This is a genomic window from Neobacillus sp. GCM10023253 (assembly GCF_042653105.1).
Lineage (GTDB): Bacteria > Bacillota > Bacilli > Bacillales > Cytobacillaceae > Neobacillus > Neobacillus citreus.
Map to the genome: position 1 here is coordinate 38,846 of NZ_JBHSHV010000027.1, position 24,239 is coordinate 63,084.

Annotated in this window: 21 protein-coding genes and 2 riboswitches; of the genes, 10 read left to right on the plus strand and 11 right to left on the minus strand. The window is 40.8% G+C overall.

Annotation, left to right across the window (positions count from 1 at the left end; translation table 11 throughout):
• The first annotated feature begins 93 nt into the window (after positions 1–93).
• From yycF to rlmH, 8 genes are all read left to right on the plus strand, one after another.
• A complete protein-coding gene (yycF, locus tag ACFPA1_RS23770) occupies positions 94–804 on the plus strand; it encodes a response regulator YycF (protein WP_213116976.1) in 711 nt (236 codons plus the stop codon).
• A gap of 6 nt (positions 805–810) precedes the next feature.
• Positions 811–2,640, plus strand: a complete 1,830-nt coding sequence (gene walK / locus ACFPA1_RS23775) for a cell wall metabolism sensor histidine kinase WalK (RefSeq protein ID WP_213147853.1) — start codon at positions 811–813, stop codon at positions 2,638–2,640.
• On the plus strand, positions 2,637–3,959 hold the full coding sequence (locus tag ACFPA1_RS23780) for a YycH family regulatory protein (protein WP_213147854.1): 1,323 nt from the start codon (positions 2,637–2,639) through the stop codon (positions 3,957–3,959). Before walK ends, ACFPA1_RS23780 begins: the two co-directional genes overlap by 4 nt.
• Positions 3,946–4,743: a two-component system regulatory protein YycI gene (locus ACFPA1_RS23785; RefSeq protein WP_213147855.1), complete on the plus strand. Its 798-nt coding sequence runs from the start codon at positions 3,946–3,948 to the stop codon at positions 4,741–4,743. Before ACFPA1_RS23780 ends, ACFPA1_RS23785 begins: the two co-directional genes overlap by 14 nt.
• A gap of 5 nt (positions 4,744–4,748) precedes the next feature.
• Positions 4,749–5,546 carry an MBL fold metallo-hydrolase gene (locus ACFPA1_RS23790; protein ID WP_213147856.1) on the plus strand — a complete coding sequence of 266 codons (798 nt, stop codon included), beginning with the start codon at positions 4,749–4,751 and terminating at the stop codon, positions 5,544–5,546.
• Positions 5,547–5,726: 180 nt separating this feature from the next.
• On the plus strand, positions 5,727–6,962 hold the full coding sequence (locus ACFPA1_RS23795; RefSeq protein WP_378586341.1) for a S1C family serine protease: 1,236 nt from the start codon (positions 5,727–5,729) through the stop codon (positions 6,960–6,962).
• A 139-nt stretch (positions 6,963–7,101) separates the two neighbouring features.
• The gene (locus tag ACFPA1_RS23800; protein WP_213116982.1) at positions 7,102–7,260 is read left to right on the plus strand and encodes a CxxH/CxxC protein; all 159 of its coding nucleotides are present in this window, start codon (positions 7,102–7,104) and stop codon (positions 7,258–7,260) included.
• A 101-nt stretch (positions 7,261–7,361) separates the two neighbouring features.
• Positions 7,362–7,841, plus strand: coding sequence for a 23S rRNA (pseudouridine(1915)-N(3))-methyltransferase RlmH (gene rlmH, locus ACFPA1_RS23805; protein ID WP_378586345.1), 480 nt, complete (start codon positions 7,362–7,364; stop codon positions 7,839–7,841).
• 99 nt (positions 7,842–7,940) lie between these two features.
• Here rlmH and ACFPA1_RS23810 read toward each other — a convergent pair whose 3' ends face one another.
• From ACFPA1_RS23810 to ACFPA1_RS23820, 3 genes are all read right to left on the minus strand, one after another.
• Positions 7,941–8,099, minus strand: coding sequence for a hypothetical protein (locus ACFPA1_RS23810; RefSeq protein WP_213147859.1), 159 nt, complete (start codon positions 8,097–8,099; stop codon positions 7,941–7,943).
• A gap of 353 nt (positions 8,100–8,452) precedes the next feature.
• Positions 8,453–9,160 (minus strand): ABC transporter ATP-binding protein, encoded by a 708-nt coding sequence (locus ACFPA1_RS23815; RefSeq protein WP_378586349.1) that lies wholly within the window; start codon positions 9,158–9,160, stop codon positions 8,453–8,455.
• A gap of 3 nt (positions 9,161–9,163) precedes the next feature.
• Complete coding sequence (locus ACFPA1_RS23820) at positions 9,164–10,231, minus strand: ABC transporter permease (protein WP_378586352.1); 1,068 nt, start codon at positions 10,229–10,231, stop codon at positions 9,164–9,166.
• A 260-nt stretch (positions 10,232–10,491) separates the two neighbouring features.
• On the opposite strand from ACFPA1_RS23820, the gene ACFPA1_RS23825 reads away from it, so the two are divergent.
• The gene (locus ACFPA1_RS23825) at positions 10,492–11,391 is read left to right on the plus strand and encodes a MerR family transcriptional regulator (protein WP_378586354.1); all 900 of its coding nucleotides are present in this window, start codon (positions 10,492–10,494) and stop codon (positions 11,389–11,391) included.
• A 74-nt stretch (positions 11,392–11,465) separates the two neighbouring features.
• Here ACFPA1_RS23825 and ACFPA1_RS23830 read toward each other — a convergent pair whose 3' ends face one another.
• The 4 genes from ACFPA1_RS23830 to pruA all read right to left on the minus strand — a co-directional run bounded on the left by ACFPA1_RS23830 (position 11,466) and on the right by pruA (position 16,443).
• Complete coding sequence (locus tag ACFPA1_RS23830; protein WP_213147863.1) at positions 11,466–11,978, minus strand: hemerythrin domain-containing protein; 513 nt, start codon at positions 11,976–11,978, stop codon at positions 11,466–11,468.
• A gap of 200 nt (positions 11,979–12,178) precedes the next feature.
• Positions 12,179–13,723 (minus strand): glycine betaine uptake BCCT transporter, encoded by a 1,545-nt coding sequence (locus ACFPA1_RS23835; protein WP_378586358.1) that lies wholly within the window; start codon positions 13,721–13,723, stop codon positions 12,179–12,181.
• Positions 13,724–13,773: 50 nt separating this feature from the next.
• The gene (locus ACFPA1_RS23840) at positions 13,774–14,439 is read right to left on the minus strand and encodes a hypothetical protein (RefSeq protein WP_378586361.1); all 666 of its coding nucleotides are present in this window, start codon (positions 14,437–14,439) and stop codon (positions 13,774–13,776) included.
• 372 nt (positions 14,440–14,811) lie between these two features.
• Positions 14,812–16,443 carry an L-glutamate gamma-semialdehyde dehydrogenase gene (gene pruA, locus ACFPA1_RS23845; RefSeq protein WP_213147866.1) on the minus strand — a complete coding sequence of 544 codons (1,632 nt, stop codon included), beginning with the start codon at positions 16,441–16,443 and terminating at the stop codon, positions 14,812–14,814.
• Between the two features lie 298 nt (positions 16,444–16,741).
• A riboswitch (glycine riboswitch) is annotated at positions 16,742–16,820 on the plus strand.
• Positions 16,821–16,949: 129 nt separating this feature from the next.
• On the opposite strand from pruA, the gene ACFPA1_RS23850 reads away from it, so the two are divergent.
• Positions 16,950–18,314 (plus strand): amino acid permease, encoded by a 1,365-nt coding sequence (locus ACFPA1_RS23850; RefSeq protein ID WP_378586364.1) that lies wholly within the window; start codon positions 16,950–16,952, stop codon positions 18,312–18,314.
• A 74-nt stretch (positions 18,315–18,388) separates the two neighbouring features.
• On the opposite strand, the gene ACFPA1_RS23855 is transcribed toward ACFPA1_RS23850, so the two are convergent.
• The 4 genes from ACFPA1_RS23855 to ACFPA1_RS23870 all read right to left on the minus strand — a co-directional run bounded on the left by ACFPA1_RS23855 (position 18,389) and on the right by ACFPA1_RS23870 (position 24,061).
• Positions 18,389–19,588, minus strand: a complete 1,200-nt coding sequence (locus ACFPA1_RS23855) for a phosphoglycerate dehydrogenase (protein ID WP_378586366.1) — start codon at positions 19,586–19,588, stop codon at positions 18,389–18,391.
• A 50-nt stretch (positions 19,589–19,638) separates the two neighbouring features.
• Positions 19,639–19,717: riboswitch (ZMP/ZTP riboswitch) on the minus strand.
• Positions 19,718–19,973: 256 nt separating this feature from the next.
• On the minus strand, positions 19,974–21,425 hold the full coding sequence (locus tag ACFPA1_RS23860) for a carbon starvation protein A (protein ID WP_378586368.1): 1,452 nt from the start codon (positions 21,423–21,425) through the stop codon (positions 19,974–19,976).
• A 170-nt stretch (positions 21,426–21,595) separates the two neighbouring features.
• On the minus strand, positions 21,596–22,327 hold the full coding sequence (locus ACFPA1_RS23865) for a LytR/AlgR family response regulator transcription factor (RefSeq protein WP_378586370.1): 732 nt from the start codon (positions 22,325–22,327) through the stop codon (positions 21,596–21,598).
• Complete coding sequence (locus ACFPA1_RS23870) at positions 22,328–24,061, minus strand: LytS/YhcK type 5TM receptor domain-containing protein (protein ID WP_378586372.1); 1,734 nt, start codon at positions 24,059–24,061, stop codon at positions 22,328–22,330.
• Positions 24,062–24,239: the final 178 nt, after the last annotated feature.

The window sequence follows — 24,239 nt, forward strand, 5'->3', positions numbered from 1 at the left end:
TGAATTTCAAGCGAAACAATGGTAAAGTAAAATGGAGTAGTTATGACTTTAAAAAGAAAAAAATAGACAATAAAAACAAAAAGGAGCAATGGTATGGAAAAGAAAATTCTCGTTGTTGATGATGAAAAACCGATTGCTGATATCCTTCAATTTAACCTGAAAAAGGAAGGATATGATGTCTATTGCGCCTATGATGGAAACCAAGCACTTCAATTAGTTGAAGAAATCCAACCAGATTTAATCCTGTTAGATATTATGCTTCCGCAAAGAGATGGAATGGAGGTTTGCCGCGAAGTACGAAAAAAGTACGAAATGCCAATTATCATGCTGACAGCCAAGGATTCAGAAATTGATAAAGTCCTGGGACTTGAGCTTGGTGCTGATGATTACGTGACGAAGCCGTTCAGTACTAGAGAGTTAATCGCGCGTGTGAAGGCGAATTTGCGCCGCCATCAGCAAATCATTGCACAGCCTGATGCGGAAAATGAAACGAATGAAATAGTCGTGGGCGCTCTTGTCATCCATCCGGATGCCTATGTCGTGTCTAAACGAGGGGAAACCATTGAGCTTACCCATCGTGAATTTGAATTGCTTTATTACTTGGCACAGCATATTGGGCAGGTTATGACACGTGAGCATTTACTACAAACGGTCTGGGGCTATGATTATTATGGCGATGTTCGGACAGTCGATGTTACGGTACGCCGCCTTCGTGAAAAAATTGAAGATAGTCCGAGTCATCCTGCCTGGATTGTGACGCGCCGCGGGGTAGGTTATTACTTACGGAATCCTGAACAGGAGTAGTGACTGGTGAAAAAAGTAGGCTTCTTTCGCTCGATACACGTTAAATTTGTGATTATCTATGTGCTCCTCCTTTTAGTTGCGATGCAGATTATCGGTGTTTATTTTGTCCGGCAGCTGGAGGAAACATTGAGGACAAATTTCCAAACGGCCTTAAAAGAGCGTGTGAATTTACTAGGATATAATATCCGCGAGGAAATAGAGAAACAAAGAACTTCGGAAGACCCGACGCTTGAGGAAGATATCAATAAAATCCTTAGGGATTTTGATAATGCCGGGGATATCTCAGAGGTGCGGGTGATTGAAAACAGGTCACTAAAGATTCTCGGAACCTCTGATTCAGACAATCAAGGGGTAGTGGGCCAAAGAACAACTGAACTTCGCATTAAACAATCAATGGTTTTGGAAGAAGACCAAAGTGCCCTGTTAATTGATAAGAAGACGGGAAACCGGATCTGGGTCCTTTCTACTCCGATTAAATCCGGCAAGAAGGTCATCGGGGCCATTTATCTTGTCGCAAAAATTGAGAGTGTTTTTGAACAAATGAAAACTATTAATAAAATTTTTGCTACAGGGACAGCCATTGCCATGTCAATCACAGCTGTATTAGGGATCTTGTTAGCCCAGACCATTACAAGGCCGATTGCCGATATGAAAAAGCAGGCATTGGCAATGGCCAAAGGGAACTTTTCTCGTAAGGTTAAGGTGTATGGGTACGATGAAATCGGAACGCTGGCGATCACCTTTAACAATTTAACGAAGAAGCTGCAGGAAGCCCAGGCGATGACGGAAGGAGAACGTAGAAAACTATCCTCCGTCCTCTCCTATATGACCGATGGCGTTATTGCTACGGATAGAAAAGGCCGGGTCATCCTTATAAATGAACCGGCAGCGGAAATGCTGGATGTTTCACGTGAAACAGTGCTCTCCCAGCCGATTGTGTCTTTATTAGATTTGGATGACACCAATACCTTCGAAGATTTGTTAGAGGAGAATGATTCGCTCATTCTGGATTATAGTACAAAGCAGGAAAGATACATCCTTAGGGCCAATTTTTCCGTTATCCAAAAAGAAACTGGCTTTGTAAACGGATTGATTTGCGTTCTGCATGATATTACGGAGCAAGAAAAAATTGAATTCGAAAGACGGGAGTTTGTGGCCAATGTTTCCCATGAGCTGAGGACCCCGTTAACAACAATGAGAAGCTACCTGGAGGCACTAGCAGATGGGGCATGGCGTGACGAGGAAATTGCCCCGAACTTTCTGGAAGTGACAAGCAAGGAAACGGAACGAATGATTCGCCTTGTCAATGACCTGTTGACATTGTCAAAAATGGACAGCACTGATTACCGAATGACAATGGAATGGGTAAACTTTGTTGATTTCTATGACCGAATTATTGACCGTTTTGAAATGGCAAAGGAGCAAAACGTAACATTTAAAAGAATTCTCCCTAAGCATGGCATCTTCGTTGAAATGGATGAAGATAAAATGACTCAGGTCTTATACAACGTCATTTCCAATGCTCTGAAGTATTCTCCTGAAGGTGGACAGGTGACCTTCACTATACAAGAAAAAAATGAGACCATTATTGTCAGCGTTTCAGACCAAGGAATGGGAATTCCCAAAGAGAGTATCGGAAAAATATTTGACCGTTTTTATCGAGTCGATAAAGCAAGAACGCGGAAAATGGGCGGAACAGGTTTGGGACTGGCCATTGCTAAAGAAATTGTCAGTGCTCATGGCGGAAATATCTGGGCATCTAGTAAGGAAGGGAAAGGAACTACCATTTCATTTTCCTTGCCATATGAAAGTGCTGAAGAGGATGAATGGTCATGAAATATGAAAATATAAAATCCATTATCTTAACAATATTGGTTTTCATCAGTATTTTTTTAACCTGGAATCTTTGGACATACCAGCCTAACTTCGACACGATGGAAAATGACAGCTATGTGGCAGAAGTCTCGGTGAGTGAAAAGCAAGAACTGCAGAAAATCGTTCGTCCTGACCGAATTTTGTTTCATATTAGAAATGATCATTATGGGACCAATAATCCGGATGAAATCGACAACGTAATTAAGGAAATTAGCAAATGGTCCATCTTTGATATAAAAAACTATACCGACAATGTTGAAAACATAAATGACCTTATTCACAGTCCCGGAAACGCAGAATTAATCTTTCCAGGTGAGGTCCCAATCGCTTTATATCGTGGTGTCTTAAACATTGAGGGGAAAAAGGTTCCTTCCTTTAATTTTAATAGGATGATTATCAATGTGGAGAATTCCAGTAATGAGAATGGAATTGTCTATTTTGTTTCGTCGGAAAACCAACAGGTTTATATCAGTCATATTTCACCGGCCAATTTAACTGCATTTAACCGGGACGTTTTCAAAAATGCACCTCGCTTACCGCGATATTTTGCGTATAAACCCTCAGCTAATAAAACGATCTTTTTACCGGAAGGCGAAACAGATATGAAAACGTATAAGTATTTGCCTGTTACGCTTAATTCGGAAAAGTTTAAAGAAGCCTTGTTCCGGGACCCAAGCAATGTGCAGAAGAACCCGATTCGTGCGGGGGAGGAATATACGAGCGACTCAAGTAAAATGACAGTCAGTGATGATACGAATATACTTTCATACGTCAATCCGACAGCAGATGATGACTTTGTCGATAATTCCTATGACTTGGTGAAGCGCAGTATTGATTTAATCAACGAACATGGCGGTTGGACGGATTCCTATCATTATGTTTCAAAAAATGAATACAGTGCCACTGTAGTTTTTCGACTTTATACCGGTGATGGCTATCCAGTTTTTAGTGAACGGGGCATTTCTGAGATTACAGAGGTATGGGGCCGAAATGAACTTACTAAATATATACGGCCCAACATTTCCTTGGAGCTGCCGCTGACAACCGAAATGAAAACGGTGAAACGGGCTTCCGGTCATGATGTGTTAAATTTCTTGGAGAATAAAAGGAATTTTAAGTCAGAGCTTCTCGAGGAGTTAGTATTAGGGTATCGAATGGATCGAGATTCGGAGGAAAACCAGTTAATCCTTTTAGAGCCTGCCTGGTTCTATCGCTACGATAAACAATGGGGAGAGCTTACGATGGATGACCTAGGGGGGCCGGCACATGGATTGGAGTAAAATCAAGACAATTTTCATCATTACATTCTTAATCCTGGATGTATATCTGTTATTTCAATTTATGAAAATCCGTGATGCCAATAAATATGAATTCGTAACTGAAACTACTTTTGAAGAGAAACTAAAGGCTGACGAAATTAAATACGAAGAACTGCCGACAGCGAAAATAAAGTCGCAGTACTTAAGTGCAAAACCGAAGGTTTTTACAAAAAGTGATACGGCAAAGCTGAAAGGGCAGTCCGTTACCCTAAAGGACCCTGGTACCACCCTTCAAGCGGAATTTGAAAAGCCGTTTGCATTAAGCAATAAGTTCGAACCTGCCGAATTGGCCTCCTTTTTAAAGGACAATATTTTGTACGGAGACCAGTATCAATTTGGGGAGAAAAATGAGAAAAAGAGTACGATCACCTATTTTCAACAATATGAAAGTTTTCCATTATACAAAAATATTAATGGGATGATTACCTTTACGTATAATTCTGAAAATCAAATAGTCTCTTATCAGCAGACTTATCTTGAGGGCTTTGAAAAGATGGCGGCGAAGGAAGAAATACTCACGCCGTTAAAAGCGATTGAAACGTTGCACCAAAAGGGAGACATCAAACCAAAAAGCAAGATTACCAAGGTGGAGCTTGGCTACTCAACACGTATCCAATTAGCAGCCTCCCAGGTGTTGGCGCCAACCTGGCACTTTGTGGTCAATGATAAGGAAAATTTATTTGTGAATGCTTTTGAAGGGCAAATTATCCAATTCAAAAGCGATGAAAAAACTAATGTGGAGTGAAATGTATGTCTTTACGTTATAGCATTCTTACAAGCGGCAGTACAGGCAACGCCCTATATGTAGAGGCTGAAGAGCACTCCTTTCTAGTCGATGCAGGCTTAAGCGGAAAGCAAATGGAGGCACTGTTTCAGCAAATCGACCGGGATATCAGCAAGCTTTCTGCCATTTTTGTAACCCACGAGCACAGTGATCATATCAAAGGGATTGGCGTTTTAGCGCGTAAATATAAGCTGCCAGTCTATGCAAATGAAAAAACCTGGCGGGCCATGGATGGTTTAGTAGGTGCAATCCCAACTGAGCAGAAGTTTGTGTTTGATATGGAATCGGTAAAAAGCTTTGGTTCGGTTCAAATTGAATCTTTTGGGGTCTCCCACGATGCGGCTGAGCCAATGTTTTATATTTTCCATCATTCCGGCGGCAAAAAACTCGTGCAAATTACTGATACCGGTTATGTAAGCGATCGGATGAAGGGCATAATCAAAGATGCCGATGTATATATTTTTGAATCCAATCATGATGTGCAAATGCTGCGGATGGGCAGATATCCTTGGAACATTAAACGAAGAATCTTAAGTGATGTCGGCCATGTTTCCAATGAAGATGCAGCACTTGCAATGAGTGAGGTCGTTGGTGACCGGACTAAACGAATTTATCTCGCGCATTTAAGCTTAGATAACAATATGAAGGATTTAGCGAGAATGTCAGTGTCACAGACATTGGAAAGCCGCGGCTTAATAGTCGGCGAACAATTTGACCTGTATGACACAGACCCAAAAATACCGACCGTGCTAACCGCAGTATAGAGAGGTTGCTTTCACTTTGAAGGCTCCTCTCTTTTTTTAGTATGAAAAAAGTATGAACAAAAGATGAAGTTTCATGGAATATTATGCAAATTCTTAGTAAATACCTTGTATTGGAGTATAATTGTTTATATAAGCCAAAATAAACGTTAGCAATGGTTCTGTAGAGAGGAATGGTGTAAATTGGGCTATTATGATGATCATTCTCCAAATCGCTATCGGGAGCAAAAAGGAAATAAAAGTGGAATTTTTATTTCCAGCCTGGTTGGAGCCGTTTTGGGAGCTATTTTGGTGATTGTCTCCATCCCTGCTCTTGCCAACCGCGGTGTACTTCCATACAAAGTAGAGCCACAGCAGAGTACTGTGACAGAAATAGATAATACATCTAAGCAAAATGTTGTACATAAACAAATATCGTACGATGTTAACACCAATATCACCAATGCTATCGATAAAACAGCTGATGCTGTTGTTGGAATTAATAACATTCAGTCATCAGGATTCTGGGATAACGGAGAAAATAATACAGAGGATCCGGCAGGAACCGGATCAGGGGTGATTTATAAGGCTGCTGGCAGCAGGGCTTTTGTGGTAACAAACCACCACGTCGTTGAGGGGGCTACAAAGCTCGAGGTTAGTCTCTCGGATGGTACAAAGATACCGGCCAAGCTATTAGGAAGCGATATTTGGACAGACTTGGCCGTGCTTGAAGTGGATGCTGGAAAGATTAAAAAGGTTGCGGAATTCGGTGATTCTGACAGCTTAAAGATGGGTGAACCGGTTATTGCCATCGGCAACCCGCTTGGTCCTACCTTCTCTGGTTCAGTCACACAGGGAATTATATCCGGATTGAAGCGGACGATTCCGGTTGATATCAATCAGGATGGCATCATCGATTGGCAATCAGAAGTATTGCAAACCGATGCTGCCATCAATCCAGGAAACAGCGGCGGTGCTTTAATTAATATGGCCGGACAGGTAATCGGTATTAATTCGATGAAAATTTCCCAGGAGGCCGTTGAAGGAATCGGCTTATCGATTCCGATAAATTCAGCTAAGCCGGTTATTAACGATTTAGAACAATTCGGCAGCGTCAAGCGGCCATATATGGGTGTAGATCTAAAATCGGTTGATGAAATTCCTGCCTATTACCAGCAGGAAGCATTAAAATTGCCACGCGATGTGACGCATGGGGTAGCGATTCGCCAGGTAGTTCCAGGTTCACCAGCGGCAGTTGCCGGTCTGCAGGAATTGGATGTCATAGTTGAAATGGACGGACAGAAAATCAACGATGTCATTGATTTAAGGAAGCATTTATATCAGGTAAAGAAAATCGGTGAGCAGATGGCGATTAAATTCTATCGGGACGGCAGGCTCAAAGAAGTAACGATGACATTGGCTAGCGATAAAACTCAATAATGCTGTTGATTTAGGGAAGTGATAAATTCACTTCTCTTTTTCTTTTTGCTATGATAAATGAGGATTTTAGCTTGTTTTGAACACGTTGGTTTGGTAAAAGCTATAGATGATTGAATATTGTTCGGGATGGTGTAATAAAATGATTTATTGTTGTGAGGAACATGTGAGTGAGGCAATGGATACGATTTTGGAGGAATATGAAACCTATCCTATTTTAAATAAATTAGATGTGGATAATTTATCAACAACCTGTGAATATTGTCGAAAACAGGCTGTATATATTGTGGGGAACAAATGATTCCATACAAGATGTGGATAAAAAATGTGAATATGTGGATAACTTCTGTGGATAAGTTGTTTGTAAACTGTTTGTAATCAAATGTTAAAGGGTTGTGAATTGTGAATATCTCTATTATTACGGTTGGTAAACTGAAAGAAAAGTATTTGAAGCAGGGAATTGAGGAGTATTTAAAAAGATTAACGGCCTATGCAAAGGTTGAATTAATCGAGGTTGCTGATGAAAAGGCTCCTGAAGAATTAAGTGAGTTGGAAATGCTGCAGGTGAAGCAAAAAGAAGGCGAACGGATTTTGGGGAAAATTAGTCAGGATACATATATGATTGCGCTGGCGATTCAAGGGAAAATGCAATCATCGGAAGAGCTGGCGGATACTCTGGATAAACTTGCGACTTATGGAAAAAGTAAGTTAGCTTTCGTAATTGGCGGATCATTGGGGTTAAGTGATGAGGTGATAAAAAGATCGAACGAGCAGCTGTCTTTTTCACGGATGACCTTTCCCCACCAGTTGATGAGGTTGATATTGGTTGAACAGATTTATCGGGCGTTTCGAATTAACCGGGGGGAACCTTATCATAAGTAAATGAGGCCTTGGATATTGGTAGCTAAGATATCACGAAAAAGCCAATGTTAAACCATTGGCCTTTTCGTGATATGTTTACCCAATGAACCAGCCTTAATCTTAAGCTGATTCCTGCTGAAAACAAGGATCATTGAAGTATACAACTTCAGAAAGAACGTTATAGCCCTTCATTTTTTTGAGAGTCTCTCTTGCTTCTTGTTCTGTTTTAAATTCAAACATAGAAATATTTGAATCTAAATAACGAGTTATAATCCACATAAAAATTCCTCTCCTTATTTTTAAGTTATTTCTGTCCTGCAGACAGAGACTTCTATAAATATGCTCCGTTAAGTTAAACCTTGCTTTCATAAGGTTTTAATCAAAGGCTTAAGGAAGTAATTATCAATTGCTACAGACCAATCATAAGGCAATAATGAAAATAAATAAAATGCAAAAAATATATAATATGTTATAAAAAAATTTTATATGTTGTATTTGGCGGTAAATAGTGGATTATCGTGATTGGGTAATACTGAGGTCTTCTTGGGGTAACCTACTGGATTTATAGGTGCACTCGGATTAGGTCATATTCTCAAAGGAAAGGCTTGGTAAAAACCAAGCCTTTGTCAGTCTTATAGTTGTGCCTTTTTGTTCATTTTGGAGGACTCCTCTGAAACTGCTGAAAGGACACCATCCGTCATTCGGTAGACTTTGTCGCAATAGCCGACAAGCCGAATATCGTGCGTTACTACGATGGTTGTCGTTTGTTTCCGCTTTGTGACTTTTTTAAGTAGCTCCATGACTTCATAGGCACGGTCTGAGTCAAGGGAGGCTGTCGGCTCGTCAGCTAAAATAATTGAAGGGTTGCTGTACAGAGCCTTAGCGATGGCTACACGCTGGCGTTCCCCGCCGGATAAATCGGATGGATATTTCATTAGTAAGTCACTAATTCCCAACTCTTCGTACAGTTGATTCCGCTCCATTTTTGACATATTTCCCTTTTTCACTTTGTCTAATAGTTTCAATTGATTGGCCACAGAGAGGAATGGGACTAGGTTCGACGCTTGTAACACAAATCCGATTTCCTTGAGTCGGATTTGGGAGCGTGCTTTTTCATTCAACGTGGATAGATTTTGGCCATTGATGACTACATCCCCTGAGGTTGGGGTTAATAAACCCCCGACAATCGTGAGAAAGGTACTTTTTCCAGATCCCGACGGGCCAATAATAGCAATCAGCTCGCCCCTGTTGGCAAGAAAATCTGTTTCCTTTAAGGCTTCCACTTTGTTATGGCCGTTTCCAAAACTCTTCTTTACTTGATGTAACTCCAACACTGCCATAATTTATCCTCCTATCGCTTTCAGTGGGTCAATTCGTACAATCGTCAAGACCGAGAAGACAGCACCAGCAGTGGCAACAACCATTAGAATGAAGCCATAGAAGACCATCAAGGCCAGGTCAAATGAAACAGGAACCGCTGCCGGTAAAAAGGCTCCTGAAATGAGTGTGAAGGCAAACCCTGCCGCAGTTCCAATGAACGCTAAAATAAAGGTTTGGGCTATAACAGACCAAGATAAATAAGAGCTGGAAATACCCTGCGCCTTCATGACCCCAAACATACTAATCTTCTGCACGGTCAAGACATACAAGAAAATGGCGACAATGACGGAAGAAATAGCAAAGAGGAAGTAAATCATGAAATTTAAGGTGAGTTTTTGTTCAGTGTAACCCGGTAAATTTTGAATGAATGATTCGATTTCAATAGAATTCAGATCATCATTTTGGGTAAGATTTGAAATAGAAGCATCCTGAACAACAATTCCGTTAATTTGATCTTTTTTCTGACCGGCTGCTTCACCGAACTTGACTTGGTGGAAGGTTGTAAGATTCGCATATAGAACAGGTGCAGCATTAAATCGGGCATGGTCTGTAAATCCAACAATTGTTAATTGTTGATCACTGGAGGATAGGGATAATGTATCACCTAATTTGAATCCCTTGTCTTTGAGTGAACCGTCAGCAATCACTTCATTTGCTTTTTTAAAAGCTCTGCCTTCCTTCACATTTGGCATTAGAAATTCATCTTTGTTAATACCAAAGAGAGAGATATTTTGCTTGTTATCCCCGTTGCTGGCAATTGCATTTAGCTGACCGATTACGGCCGTTTTTTTCGCCTTAATGTCGTTTAGCTGGTCGATTGACATGAATGATTGGTACAAGCTTTTATCTGATTCCTCGGTAAGGATAATTGCTGTCGCTTTCCATTTATCAACCGCCTCCCTATTTAGACTAGCGAGACCAGTTGCAAGTCCAGAGAGAAAAAAGACAAGATAGGAAACGAGCATTAAAATCCCTGTAATCAAAGTGAAGCGAAGTTTATTTTTTTTAATTTCCTGCCAGGCTAAAAACACACCGTCACTCCCTTTCTCATTGAAAGTATTAAATTCCAGTTTTACTTTATTATTAACGGAGATACCATTTTTGTCAAATGTTTGTATAATAAAGTACACGAATCATTATACAAATGTTCCGAGGTTTTATAATGACTGAAGGAACTTTTTATTTTTAATCTTTGTATAACGTTTATGGGGTAACGTTGTACAAGGTGCGGATATTCGTTATACTAAGTATGGCTATAGGGGACGGATCAGGTATTAAGGGGATGAAATGGATGAATCAATCCAATGAAAAAGGATTATTTGCAATTCAACAAGTTGCAGATATGACCGGATTATCAAAACAAGTGATTAGAAAATGGGAAGAGCGTTATGGGGTTATTCAACCGAAGCGATTGGAGAATGGCTATCGAATATATAGCCAACAGGATGTCAAAACGCTTTTAAAAATCAAACTACTTTCGGAACAAGGCTACTCGCTAAAACAAGCCGCCATGCTTGCAAAAGAGATTGCTGAAGATCCAGTACCGATAGAAAAGGAGAATTCCCCTCATTATGAGCAATGGAATGAGTATGTCCTTCAGCTGCTGGAAAAAGGCAGGCACTGTGATGAAATAGAATTAAATTTCATCTTAAAACAAGCGCTTCATCATGTAGGGCTAGAGCGTTTTCTAACCACGATTGTGGTACCTTTTTTAAAAGAGGTAGGAAGAAAGTGGGAGAGTCATGAGTGGGATGAATATCAGGAATCTGTATCGAGTCTAGTAGTACGAGATTTCTTGGTACAAATTCGACGAAACTATCAATATCGGGAAAATGCTCCATTCGTCCTCGGCGCATGTTTGCCATTTGAACAACATGAAGTACCACTGCATCTGATCCTATTGCGTTTCATGATGAAGGGATGGAAAACCCAGTTATTCGGTGCTTCTCCTGCACCAGGTGCGATTGAATCATTGGTTTGCAAGTTAAAGCCGGATGTCGTTCTGTTGTCCGCTACAACCGCGATACCATTTGAAACAGATCCTCAACTGCTGCAGAGATTGGATCAATTTGCTGAAAAGCAAACCGACATTGCCTTTTACCTCGGCGGTCAAGGGGCAGTCACTTATCTCTCAGACTATAAACCACGGGCGATTCATGTGACAAATTCCATTGATGACATATTAAAATAAAACACTTTTTATTACCATGAAAAGGTAAAATCAAAGGCCCTATCCAAATTAAAACTGGATAGGGCCATGTTTGGTCAAAAGCCACTCTGGAGCAGTCGTTCAAGTTCCTCTTTCTCGCCAACCGACAGTATATTCTCTGCCAACGGAAACAGCATTTTTTCTTCTTTAGCAAAGTGTTGTGTTAAGGTAGCAAGTGCTTGGACAGCGTAAACTGTAATCGATTGCGCATCGTCTTCATTAATATCCAAGCCAGTCAGGCCGGCTTCAGTTAGAAAATCCTTTAGATGCTGCTCTGCCTTATCATGTTCATATTCCATCGTTTCGATTGTTCTGTCATTCTCCCCGAGGCGGCGGGTCATCATAGGGAACAATCCTTCCTCTTCACGTTTGGAATGTTCCATCAGATTATCGTGGAAAGACAAAACCCGCTCGTACAATTTCGCAAATAGATGTACCACAGCAGAACCTGAATTGAATTCTATCTCTTCAGAAATCTCAGAGATAAGGTCCATATCTACTCGAAGCGATACATGCTCGTCCTTTAATTGTTGCAGCGGGGCACTTAATACAACTTTCGAAGCCTCCATCGCCAAATCCCTCCTCATCCTTCCTTCACCATGCATCTGAGAATCTTATAAATCCATGATGGCTTCAGTCACTCTCATTACCTCTTCTTAAAGCATACGCTAAAAGTGCTGATAATTTTGTGATATTTATCATGAAAAATCAATAGGGGGGAGTTCGGTCTGAAGGAGTCTTTTGCCGAACAAATTTGCTTATTATTTAATCAATTATTTTCGTTCTTTAGGCTATAGTGCTGTGCGCTTCTTTTATTGCCTCGTTGCATTTCAGCTTCCTTTTTTAAGCCTGTCAGCAAGGAGTAGCACATGGCGAGCATGATTATGGCAAATGGAAGTGCAGCTGCAATGGAAGCAGTTTGCAAAACCTCCAAACCGCCCGCGAGCAGCAGAACAGCAGCTAAAGCAGATTGGATGACACCCCATGTCATTTTTATTTTGTTAGAAGGATTAAACGTTCCACCTTCACTAAGCATCCCCAATACAAAGGTCGCGGTATCGGCAACAGTTATATAATAAATAGCTACTACCGCGAAACCCAAAATGCTTAACAAGGAACTTAATGGTAGGTGGTCGAAGAAAATAAATATGGACAAGGACACATTTTTGGCGATATGTTTTGCCAAATCATGGTTTCCAGAATGTTGAACAAGCTCAAGTGCTGAACCGCCAAAAACGGACATCCAAAGACAGGTTCCAAGTGTCGGAACAATCAAAACGCCAATAACAAATTCCCTTATCGTCCTCCCTCTGGACACCCGGGCGATAAACATGCCGACAAATGGCGCCCAGGCTATCCACCAAGCCCAGTAAAACAAGGTCCACGAAGCAATCCATTTCTCACCTTTTCCAAAAGGACTTAACCGTAAACTCATATGTATAAAGTCACTTAAATACAGGCCTGTTGTATTAAAAAAGACTTTAATAACGGTTAGGGCTGGACCGACAAACATAATCAGCACAAGGATTGCCACTGAAAAGATGATGGCTGCATTGGATAAGTATTTAATTCCTCTTTCCAAGCCTGTATTAATGGAAATAATAAAAAGGACTGTTGCGACCACAATGACAATCAACTGGATAAATAATGTATTAGGAATGCCAAATATGTCATGCATACCTGCAGTAACCTGCATCGCCCCAAGCCCCAAGGAGGTTGCAATCCCAAAGACTGTTGCAAAGATGGACAGGATATCAATCGTTTTGCCAATCGGGCCGTAAATCTTGTCGCCCAAAATGGGATGGAACGCTGAACTGATCGCTGCAGGGAGCCTTTTATTATATTGAAAAAAAGCAAGGGCTAACCCAATAACAGTGTAGATGGCCCATGGGTGCAGGCCCCAATGGAAAAATGTATATTTCATTGCGGTATTGGCTGCGTCAATCGTATAACCTTTTCCGTACGGAGGGGCGGTGTAGTGAGTTACTGGTTCAGCGACGCTCCAGTACACAATCCCGACACCCATACCCGCACCGAACAGCATTGCCAGCCAAGAAGCGGTAGAGAAATCAGGCTTATCAGTTCTCCTTCCCAGCCGGATATTCCCATACTTTGAAAACAACAAGTAGATAGAAAAAAAGACAAAGAATAGAGTTGCACCGAGATAAACCCAACCCAGGTAATCAATCGAGCCATTATAAACGGCATTGGTAACTTTGGTAAGATTATCTGTAAAAAAAACTCCCCAGATAATAAAAATGAGGGTCAGCAATAAAGAGATAATAAATACACTATTTTCTTTAAACTTTTCCATGGAAACCTCCTGGCAATTGATGAATACTTATTTAAATAGATTTAGCTCTGTCAGTTATTAAAAGGGTTGTATTGATATTCCCACTTGTCTGTATTCATCAACTCTTCATGCGGCACCTCTAACCCACCGCCAAGATAAATGGTTTGCCCTTTAATCGCAGTCACCATAGCCTCTATTAATACATCATTATCCTTCTTTTTATAAATGTCTCCCAACTGTGCTGATAGCTCCCCATATGGATGAACAATTTGCGGGAGGGCGTCATCAAAGTCTTCTTCAAGATTTGCAATGTCTTTATAATCGATAGGATGACTGTCGGGAGCACGGCCAGGTACCATCAATAAATATTCGTTATGTTTGATACCATCCAAATCACTTGTAATGACCCCTTTGTTATCAACAGTTTCAACCACTTCAATTTCATTTAAAGAATAATGATCCAGGGTATCGGGGGCGGGATTATTAATTAAAATATAGTCTCCAGCTTGAGGTCTTTGATTGTTCCGGAGTGTGTATACTTTATGATCAAAAATAAAACTGTCATTTTCCTTCGGTATATATCTCTCCACACTCGCTGCATTGGTTATATGCTGTGTTAAATCTCTTAGCTTTATAAGATGAACGGAGAATTTATACATTGGTTTTACACCATATACCTTGTGTAGCTCATTGTTAAAATACACAAATTGCCCTTTTCTTACTTGATACAGTTTCACAGCTAAATCTCCCTTCAATTGTAGGTAGTATAAGATTCATAAAAACACGGAACTTGGAAACAGCGTTTTCTTCTTTAGGATGGCTTTTTTTAGAAAAAACTATTATCTATGTAAAATAGAAAAGGCTGAAAAATACAGATATAAACTGTATTTTTCAGCCTTTAATCGAATGTTTCTTTAATATGTTTCATTGGAAGTCATGGTAATAGTAAAAGGTATCGAATCCTAGATTGAAAACAATTGTTTGTTCGGTGAGAAAAAGTATTTTATTTTAAATGGTTAATAATGGGGAGTATAAAGGCATTGGTGCCGGCTAGAAAAATAAAAAAGAAGTTGAAACGTTTGGTTTCAACCTCTTTTTTACATTATTTATTATTCTGCATCCATAAATGGATAAGCAACCTCTGCAGTTGGTGCAAAGTTTTCTTTGATGACACGAGGACTTGTCCAACGAATCATGTTAAATACAGAACCTGCTTTATCGTTTGTACCAGATCCACGAGAACCGCCAAATGGCTGTTGATTAATCATCGCACCAGTTGGTTTATCATTGATATAGAAGTTTCCAGCTGCGCCGGATAAGCGGTTTTCTAAGTGAAGAATGGCCCCGCGATCTTGGGCAAAGATCGAACCTGTTAAGGCATACATAGAAGCTGTATCAACTGCATGTAATGTTTCTTCTAATTGATCATTTTCATATACATAGATGGTTAAGACTGGTCCAAAGATTTCTTCCACCATTGTTTTGAAGTTTGGATTTGTAGTCACAATAATGGTCGGTTGAACGAAATATCCAACAGAATCATCATAAGTACCGCCAGCAATAATTTCTGCTTCTTCAGAAGCTGCTGCGTAATCGATATAGCTTGTAATTGAATCAAAAGCCGCTTTATCAATAACTGCACCCATGAAGTTTCTAAAATCGCGGACATCCCCAACTTTAAGCTTTGCCGTCTCTGCCACTAAACCGGCTTTCACTTCTTCCCACAAACTTGCTGGGATGTAGGCACGAGAAGCGGCTGAACATTTTTGACCTTGGTATTCAAAAGCGCCACGAACTAGGTTCGCTACAACTTTGTCTGCTTGTGCCGTCTCGTGAGCAAATACGAAGTCCTTACCACCTGTTTCCCCAATTAAACGAGGATAAGATTTATAGTTTGCAATGTTTTCTCCGACTGTTTTCCAAATCGTTTGAAACGTACTTGTGGATCCAGTGAAATGGAATCCAGACATACGTGGGTCTGTTAATACAACTTCTGATACTTGTGAACCACGAGAAGGTACAAAATTGATGACGCCTTTTGGTAATCCTGCTTCTTCTAAAATACGCATAAAGTAGTAGTTTGCTAGAATAGAAGTTGTTGCTGGTTTCCAAACGACTACGTTCCCCATCATCGCAGGAGCTGCTGGCAGGTTTCCGCCAATGGCAGTGAAGTTAAATGGAGAAATCGCCAATACAAACCCGTCTAATGGACGGTAATCTGTACGATTCCATACATTCTTCATGCTGCTTGGCTGAATTTGATAAACCTGATTTGCATAATCAACGCCAAAACGTAAGAAGTCTATTAATTCTTGGGCTGAATCAATTTCAGCTTGAACAGCTGTTTTGGACTGTCCTAACATGGTCGCAGCATTCATGACATCACGGTATGGACCAGAGATTAAATCAGCAGCTTTTAAGAAAATAGCGGCGCGGTGTTCCCAGGCCATATTTGCCCATGCTTCTTTGGCAGCCATCGCCGCTTCAACAGCATCACGCAGCTCTTTTTCTCCGGCTTGCGAATAGTTTGCTAAAACATGTTGATGATCATGTGGCATAACTACTTGCTTCACTGTATCTGTCTTTATATTTTCGCCATTAATAATCACAGGGATATCGATTACGATACCAGATTGGCGTGTTAATTCTGCTTTTAATGTTTCCCGTTCTTTTGTACCTGGAGCATAAGTATTGCCAGGTTCATTTGCAGGTGTTGGGATTTTGAAAATTCCGTTACTCATTCTTTCACGTTCCTTCCCGTTTATATATTCTGTTCCTTTATAGACAAAGCTACTTATTTCGACAATTATTATAACATACTTTTTCTGTTCTTTGGCTTTCTATTACAACTTAATGAAAGCGAATTCAAATTCTTATCTCTGGGGTTTAAATTAATTCCAGAGATTCAATAAAATATAAAAGAGTCAGTTATTGTTGACAAAGTAATTTAATACTACTAAAATTAAAAATTATTCAACAATATTATCTGAAAAACTTAATAATTAGCAAGCTATGATTGCTATGGATCACACTATAGCAGGAGCAGCTTCTGGAGAGACCGCGGATTCCGCGGCGCCGAAGGGTTCACAATCTCAGGCAAAAGGACAGAAGAGTACTGAATATATATTTGTCATGCTGACAATTGTCAGCTTAATAAGTATTATTTGTTATTCTTATGACCGTGAGATTGGAGGACATCCAATCTCTTTTTTTATTGGGTTTTTTAAACTTTAAGGGGGAGTCAAGGTTGGCACAGCAAGAATTAAAGAGGAATTTAGCAAATCGGCACGTTCAACTTATCGCAATTGGCGGCACCATTGGTACCGGATTATTCCTGGGGTCGGGTAAAGCCATCCAACTGGCTGGCCCATCTATCATCTTTGCTTATTTGATCGTAGGTATTGCCTGTTTCTTTGTGATGAGGGCGCTGGGGGAACTCCTGCTGTCTAAGGCGGGCTATCAGTCTTTTACTGACATTGCCGAAGATTATCTTGGACCGCGAGCCGCGTTTGTAACGGGATGGACCTATTGGTTTTGCTGGATTATGACTGCTATGGCTGATGTGATTGCTGTTGGTGTATATGTACGATATTGGTTTGATATCCCACAGTGGATACCTGCAATTGTCTGTTTGGTCGTCTTATTGGGCCTCAATCTATTAACGGTAAAGCTTTTTGGAGAATTGGAGTTCTGGTTTGCTCTAATAAAGGTCATTACCATTCTCGCCTTAATCGGAATTGGGGTCATTTTACTAGTGATGGGATTCAAGACAGATGCAGGGGCAGTCTCTATTAAAAATCTTTGGGAACATGGCGGCCTTTTTCCAAATGGAATAACAGGCTTCTTGCTTTCATTCCAAATGGTCGTTTTTGCATTCGTTGGTGTGGAATTAGTGGGTGTATCGGCAGCGGAAACAGCCAATCCGGAAAAAAATATCCCATCGGCCATTAATAAAATTCCTTTACGGATTTTATTTTTCTACGTTGGCGCATTGATCGTTCTTCTATGTATTAATCCATGGACGGAACTGAATGCAGCTGAAAGTCCGTTTGTCAAAACGTTTAGTTTAGTCGGGATTCCGATTGCCGCAGGAATTATTAATTTTGTCGTTCTAACTTCAGCCGCTTCTGCTTGTAACAGTGGGATGTTTTCAACAAGCCGGATTTTATATAATTTAAGCAGTAATAGCCAGGGACCAACCAATTTTGCGAGACTGAATAAAAATCATGTGCCAAGTAATGCGTTATTGATTTCGACTCTTGTCCTGACAGGGGGAGCGCTCCTTAGCAAACTTATTCCGGAGCAGGCTTTTGGAATTGTGACAACAATTAGTGCCATTTGTTTTATTTGGGTTTGGGGCGTCATTCTGATTTGTCATGTAAGGTATAAGAAAACTCGTCCGGACTTACAGGCAAAATCAAAATTTAAAGCACCATTTACACCATTTGTTAATTATGCGGTCCTAACCTTGTTTGCAGCGATTCTCATCATCATGCTTTTCGCCGACGCTACCCGTCCGGCCCTATTGTTGACACCACTATGGTTTATTCTATTATTTGCTTTGTATTCTTATAGAAGGAAAAATGAGAAAAAATTAAAATTATCAGCATAGAATCAAATTGGGTAAAAGAAATGGAGCCGGTATTGAAACCAGGCTCCATTTTCATGTAACTTAATTTTTCCTAATTAAATAATCCGAACTGTCACCATTCCAGGAATTTGTTTTACTTTTTCCTCTAATCCTGGAATAACATCACCGTTTACTTTATTATCAATGTCAATAATTGTATAGGCATAATCCCCGCGGCTTCTGTTGACCATATCAGCAATGTTTAAATGATAGCTGGATACTGCAGATGTAATCTGTCCAACCATATTTGGAACATTCTGATGGAATGCCGCCACGCGCCGCTTACCAGTATAAGGCAGGCTGGTATTTGGGAAATTCACTGAGTTTTTGATATTTCCTGTTTCTAAAAATTCCTTCACCTGACGAGCTGCCATGATTGCACAATTTTCCTCTGATTCATTTGTGGAGGCGCCTAGGTGCGGAATTGGAACGGTATTTTTCATTTTGAGCACATGTTCATTTGGAAAATCGGTAATATACTTTCCAACTTTTCCGCTTTCGAGAGCGGCAGCCATGTCTGTTTCATTGACAAGTTCACCACGGGAGAAGTTTAAAATATGAACATCAGGCTTCATGATGCTGAAGGTTGCTTGGTTAAACATCCCTCTTGTGTCATCGGTTAGCGGTACGTGAACAGTGATATAGTCTGATTCTGCAAATAACTGTTCAATCGTCATGGCCCGCTGCACATTGCGGGACAAATTCCAAGCGGTATCGACAGAGATAAATGGATCAAATCCGATAACATCCATATCTAAATCCAGCGCATCATTGGCCACAAGTGCACCTATCGCTCCTAATCCAATAACACCCAACGTTTTCCCTTTAATTTCTTTTCCGACAAATTGCTTTTTGCCTGCTTCAACAAGCTTTGGAATTTGTTCGCCTTCACCATCTAACGACTTAGTCCAAGCTACACCAGCAAAAAGGTTACGGGAAGAAGCTATTAATGAGGTAAGGACCATTTCCTTGACAGCGTTGGCATTTGCCCCAGGGGTATTGAACACAACAATACCTTGCTCTGTACATCTATCGACCGGAATATTATTGACACCTGCTCCTGCTCTTGCGATTGCCTTTAAATTTTCACCGAATTCTAACGAGTGCATATTAAAGCTGCGAACAAGGATGGCATCAGGATTTTCACTGCCGTTGTCAACCAGAAAGCCGTTCTTATTGAATACGTTTAGCCCTCTTTCCGCGATATTATTAAGGGTTTTGATGGTGTTCACTTTTTCTAAAGCGATCGTGCTCATTTTTCTTCCTCCTTTTTATAAGCAGAAAGAGGTAAGGGAGTTAATTCCCTTACCTCTGCCCAGGCGAACGGCTTCGACACCGTGTGCTCCCTCGCGGTTATCCGCGTTTCGCCAGTTACACACGGCCTTTTAAACTTATTTTATCGTATCACAAATTTTCATAATTTTCTACCCTAAATGATTTATGGGGACGGTTCTTTTGTTTTAAAACCAAAGAACCGTCCCCATGCTTTACCTTATCGAAGGAAGAGCGCTAGGATCCCTCCTGTTATGATGAGTAGAATAATAATTTTAGCCAACAAAGGAACAGAATCCTTGCCCTTTCGATTAAGCTCTTCTTCCTTTTCATTGACAGTTTTCCGGTAGTTAGGGTTACAGCAGCCCATTAGGCCACCTTGTTCCAGCCGGATATGTCTTCTTCGAGAGGGATATTATTGGCACGAGCCTTTTTAGCGGCATTAAAGAATAATGCAAGCAGGATTATTGTGCCGATAGCCCCGCCAATCCATGAAACAGTTACGGATAATCCGAAGCCGATGGGGGCATTAAGGATATAAGTGATAACCATCAAAAGCATAAACGTTCCCGGAATCAGCGGAACAAAGTAGTTTTTCTTCGCAATATAGAGATACATGGCGCCGACAAACAGGGCGATGACCGCTGTTGATTGATTGGCCCAGTTAAAATATCTCCATAAAATATTAAAGTCGATTTGAGTTAGTGCTGCAGAAATCACAAAAAGTGGAACAGCAATCCATAAACGGCTGGATAATTTCTTTTGCGCGATATTTAGATATTCGGCAATAATCATCCGCGCACTGCGGAAAGCAGTATCCCCTGAAGTAATTGGCAGAACAACTACACCAAGGACAGCAAGTGTACCGCCGATTGCACCAAGAAGTGTGGTAGAGGCTTGGCTGACCACGGCACCAGGTCCGCCGGCAGCAATGACCTCCTGCAAACCGTTATAGCCGTGGAACATGCTCATTCCGGCAGCAGCCCAAATCATCGCGATAACACCTTCTGTAATCATCATGCCGTAGAATATTTTACGGCCTTCTTTTTCATTTTGCGTAGTACGTGAAATGATCGGTGTCTGTGTTGCATGGAATCCTGACAAAGCGCCACATGAAATCGTGAAAAACAATAATGGGAAAATCGAAGCGCCGGCAGGATGGAAGTTTTTAAAAGATAGTTCTGGAATTGGCTGGCCAGTTACAACTAAGCCGACACCTACACCGAGGGCACTGATTAAAAGCAGCGCACCGAAATATGGGTAAAGGCGGCCAATTACTTTATCAACTGGTAAAAGTGTAGCTAAAATGTAGTAGAGAAAAATAGCAGCAATAATAATGAATAAAGCTACTTTACCATTCATTAAGACATTCAAAAGAGCGGCTGGTGTTGTTACAAACACGGTACCTACTAATAAAAGCAGCAGGACTGCAAAACCGTTGACGACGTGTCTCATTACCTTCCCTAAAAATCTGCTAGCAAGCTCAGGAAGATGGGCGCCGCGGTTCCGGATGGAAATCATTCCAGTTAAATAATCGTGGACAGCACCGGCAAAAATACAACCCACCACAATCCAGATAAAGGCAACAGGTCCATATAAAGCTCCTAAAATAGGTCCGTAAACAGGTCCTGTTCCGGCGATATTCAATAATTGAATTAAAGAGTTTTTTGGTGTACTCATTGGCAAATAGTCAACACCATCGTTATTGACAAAGGCCGGCGTTGCTCTGTTTTCCTTTACGCCAAACATTTTTTCAACGAATTTGCCATACGTGAAATAACCGATTATTAACAGGGCAATCCCCGCAAGAAATGTATACAAGTTTTTTCCCCCTTTTAACAAATGAATGAATGCGTTTACATCCTTAAGTATAAAAGAGAGAAAGTGAGATATGGGTAATTTGTGACTAAAAGGTAGATTTTCGGGATTAACATGTTTTCTAGCGGGCCTAAGATGCTGAAAATTAAATTATTTGTTCTTCTGTTTAAATATTAGATTTCGAGTCTTGTTCTTAATGCCTTCACATAATTCCTGCTGACAGACAGCATTTCCTTTCTTCCTTCGATTTGCAGCTGGTAGGCGCCATTAAACCATGGAGTCAAGCGAGTAACATAGTCAAGATTCACAAGAAAGCTTTTATGAATTCGGAAGAAGCCAAAAGTGGTCAGCCTAACCTCCAATTCCTTAAGCGGGATTTTCGTTTCAAACTCACCGTTGTTCGTGATCAGCCTTGTCCATTTGTCATCCCTGTAAATATAAAGGATATCCTTTGGTTCAATATAGAAGATTTCCCCTTCTGTTTCAATGGCCAGCTTTCCGGATTGTTTGCCTACTTCCGCATCCGTGGGAGTACTCCTATTTTTTATAATACGGTTAACCGTCTCCTTTAATTGTCCCTCGTCATAGGGCTTTAGTAAATAATCTACTGCATTAAAGCGAAAAGCTTCAACGGCAAATTGCGGGTAGGCAGTAGCAAACACGACTAACGGTGCCTTTTTTAATTCCATCAATGCTTTTGCGGTACTCATCCCATTCATTTTTGGCATTTCAACATCCAGAAAAACGACATCAGGCTGAAGCTGAATGGCCTTCATAATTGTCTCCTGGCCGGATTCTGCTTCCCCGACAATTTGAATAGCAGGGAAATTCCCTAACAGGTGTTTAAGTTCATCCCTGCTGTAAAGCTCATCATCTACAATCAGGGTTCTAATCAATTGTTCCATTTAGCCCGCCTCCAAACAAGGAATAGAAAGGGAGATTTCTGTCCCGATATTAATTTCGCTTTTTACTTTTAGGGCAGCTTCTTCACCAAACACCATCGTTAATCTGCGATTTACATTATAAAGGGCTAACCCGTTACCGGATTCAGAAGCTATCGGTGCTCTGCTAATCTGCCCAGCCCGCTCCTTGCTCATTCCAACCCCATTGTCCTCAATTTTTACGTATGCCGACTCTTGCTGTTTTTGAATTGTAATTTTTACAACACAATTGTTGACCTTGTCTTTAATCCCGTGCTTGATGGCGTTTTCAACAATTGGCTGCAGAGTTAGTGGAGGAATCTGTTGTAGAAGGGCGTCTTCTTCTACTTCATAGATAACTTTCAATTTATTGATAAATCTTGCTTCTTCAATTGCTAAATAGGCTTTCACATGTCGCAATTCCTGTTCAAGTGTTGTCATGCTTTGGGTTGTGACGGATAGGTTTTGCCGTAAAAAATGCGACAGTGAGATAAGCAATTCTCGTGCCTTCGCAGGTTTGATTCGTATGAGTGAGAGAATCGTATTTAATGAATTAAATAGAAAATGAGGACTTATTTGTGCTTGAAGCGCCTTAATTTCCGCTTCCTTTGCCAGCTGGTAGGATTTATCCGCTTCAGCAATCTCGAGCTGGTTGCTTAATAGCAGGCTTAGACCAGAAATCAGTTCCATGATGACTGGGGTGATTTCTTTTTCTGAACGGAAGTAAAATTGCAGGGTTCCTATCGTTTCTCTCCGTTGTTTTAAAGGTGCAATGACGACGGCATCAAGCGGACATCCCTCGGTATCACAAAGGGTATTTCGCCGGGAAATGGTGATTTCCCCCTTCTTTATAACGTCCTGTATGATGCTGGTTTGAATCGTATGGTGTGGTAAATGATGATCATAGCCAAGGCCGACATGGGCCAATATTCCCACTGAATTTGTCATGGTCACGGCACTCGTATTCATTTCATTATGGAGAATGTGGCAAACCACTTTGGCCGATTCGGTATTGAGTCCATTACGAAGAAAGGCCAGAGTTTTGTCAGCGATACGCAATGTTTTTTGGGCCTGCAGGGCCCCTGCTTTCTCTTCTTCATTTATGACACTTTTAATAATGAGTAGGAAAAGCGCACAGCCAATCCCATTTGCAATAATCATCGGCAGGCCAATAATCTCAACTAAATCCCACGCTTTTTCAAACGGCCGGGAGATTAATAGAATGACCAGCATTTGTATAGATTCTGCAAGGGCACCAAGCAGAAAAGAAGACTTTAGTTTTACATGCTTGTCTTTCTTATGGAAGAATCCTGCCAGAATTCCGGTGAGAATCGTGGCAAGCCCGCATGATATGGCTGTAAACCCACCTAATGTAAAGCGGTGCAGCCCGGCAATTAATCCGGCGCCAATGCCGACACGATAGCCACCCAGAAGTCCTCCTAAAACGACACCAATGACCCGGGAATTGGCGATCGCCTCATCCGAATTAAGCTCAGAGATCCAGCGATTAAATTGGAAACTATTTGTATTAAGTGTCAGTCCCGAATACGTGCCGATAATCCCAAAGAAGCCAAAGAAGGCAATCGCAAGCACTTGTTGTTTTCGATTCAATTCCTCCCGATAAATCATGTCGCGAAAGAAAGGGAATCTTGTCAACACAAACGCTATCATCACAAGGATTCCAAGCCGCTCTACCATCGTAACTAATAATTCAAACATGGAAATCCTCCTTTTTTAGTGCTCTCTAAGAATATCCACCTTTCTCCTATTGTAACAGTATTAATAATATTCGTAATCATTTTTAAAGGAAAGTGCTAGACAACGGTCAATTTGTTATAAATACCTTTCCATCATTTTATAGTAAAAATTTTTTATATTAATGTTTTTAATAAAAACC

What these genes read in the sequence shown, in the direction of transcription:
- yycF (WP_213116976.1), top strand. Translation starts at nt 94, where the DNA reads ATGGAAAAGAAAATTCTCGTTGTTGATGATGAAAAACCGATTGCTGAT.
- ACFPA1_RS23780 (WP_213147854.1), top strand. Translation starts at nt 2,637, where the DNA reads ATGAAATATGAAAATATAAAATCCATTATCTTAACAATATTGGTTTTC.
- ACFPA1_RS23785 (WP_213147855.1), top strand. Translation starts at nt 3,946, where the DNA reads ATGGATTGGAGTAAAATCAAGACAATTTTCATCATTACATTCTTAATC.
- ACFPA1_RS23790 (WP_213147856.1), top strand. Translation starts at nt 4,749, where the DNA reads ATGTCTTTACGTTATAGCATTCTTACAAGCGGCAGTACAGGCAACGCC.
- ACFPA1_RS23800 (WP_213116982.1), top strand. Translation starts at nt 7,102, where the DNA reads ATGATTTATTGTTGTGAGGAACATGTGAGTGAGGCAATGGATACGATT.
- ACFPA1_RS23810 (WP_213147859.1), bottom strand. Translation starts at nt 8,099, where the DNA reads ATGTGGATTATAACTCGTTATTTAGATTCAAATATTTCTATGTTTGAA.
- ACFPA1_RS23815 (WP_378586349.1), bottom strand. Translation starts at nt 9,160, where the DNA reads ATGGCAGTGTTGGAGTTACATCAAGTAAAGAAGAGTTTTGGAAACGGC.
- ACFPA1_RS23825 (WP_378586354.1), top strand. Translation starts at nt 10,492, where the DNA reads ATGAATCAATCCAATGAAAAAGGATTATTTGCAATTCAACAAGTTGCA.
- ACFPA1_RS23830 (WP_213147863.1), bottom strand. Translation starts at nt 11,978, where the DNA reads ATGGAGGCTTCGAAAGTTGTATTAAGTGCCCCGCTGCAACAATTAAAG.
- ACFPA1_RS23835 (WP_378586358.1), bottom strand. Translation starts at nt 13,723, where the DNA reads ATGGAAAAGTTTAAAGAAAATAGTGTATTTATTATCTCTTTATTGCTG.
- pruA (WP_213147866.1), bottom strand. Translation starts at nt 16,443, where the DNA reads ATGAGTAACGGAATTTTCAAAATCCCAACACCTGCAAATGAACCTGGC.
- ACFPA1_RS23855 (WP_378586366.1), bottom strand. Translation starts at nt 19,588, where the DNA reads ATGAGCACGATCGCTTTAGAAAAAGTGAACACCATCAAAACCCTTAAT.
- ACFPA1_RS23865 (WP_378586370.1), bottom strand. Translation starts at nt 22,327, where the DNA reads ATGGAACAATTGATTAGAACCCTGATTGTAGATGATGAGCTTTACAGC.
- ACFPA1_RS23870 (WP_378586372.1), bottom strand. Translation starts at nt 24,061, where the DNA reads ATGTTTGAATTATTAGTTACGATGGTAGAGCGGCTTGGAATCCTTGTG.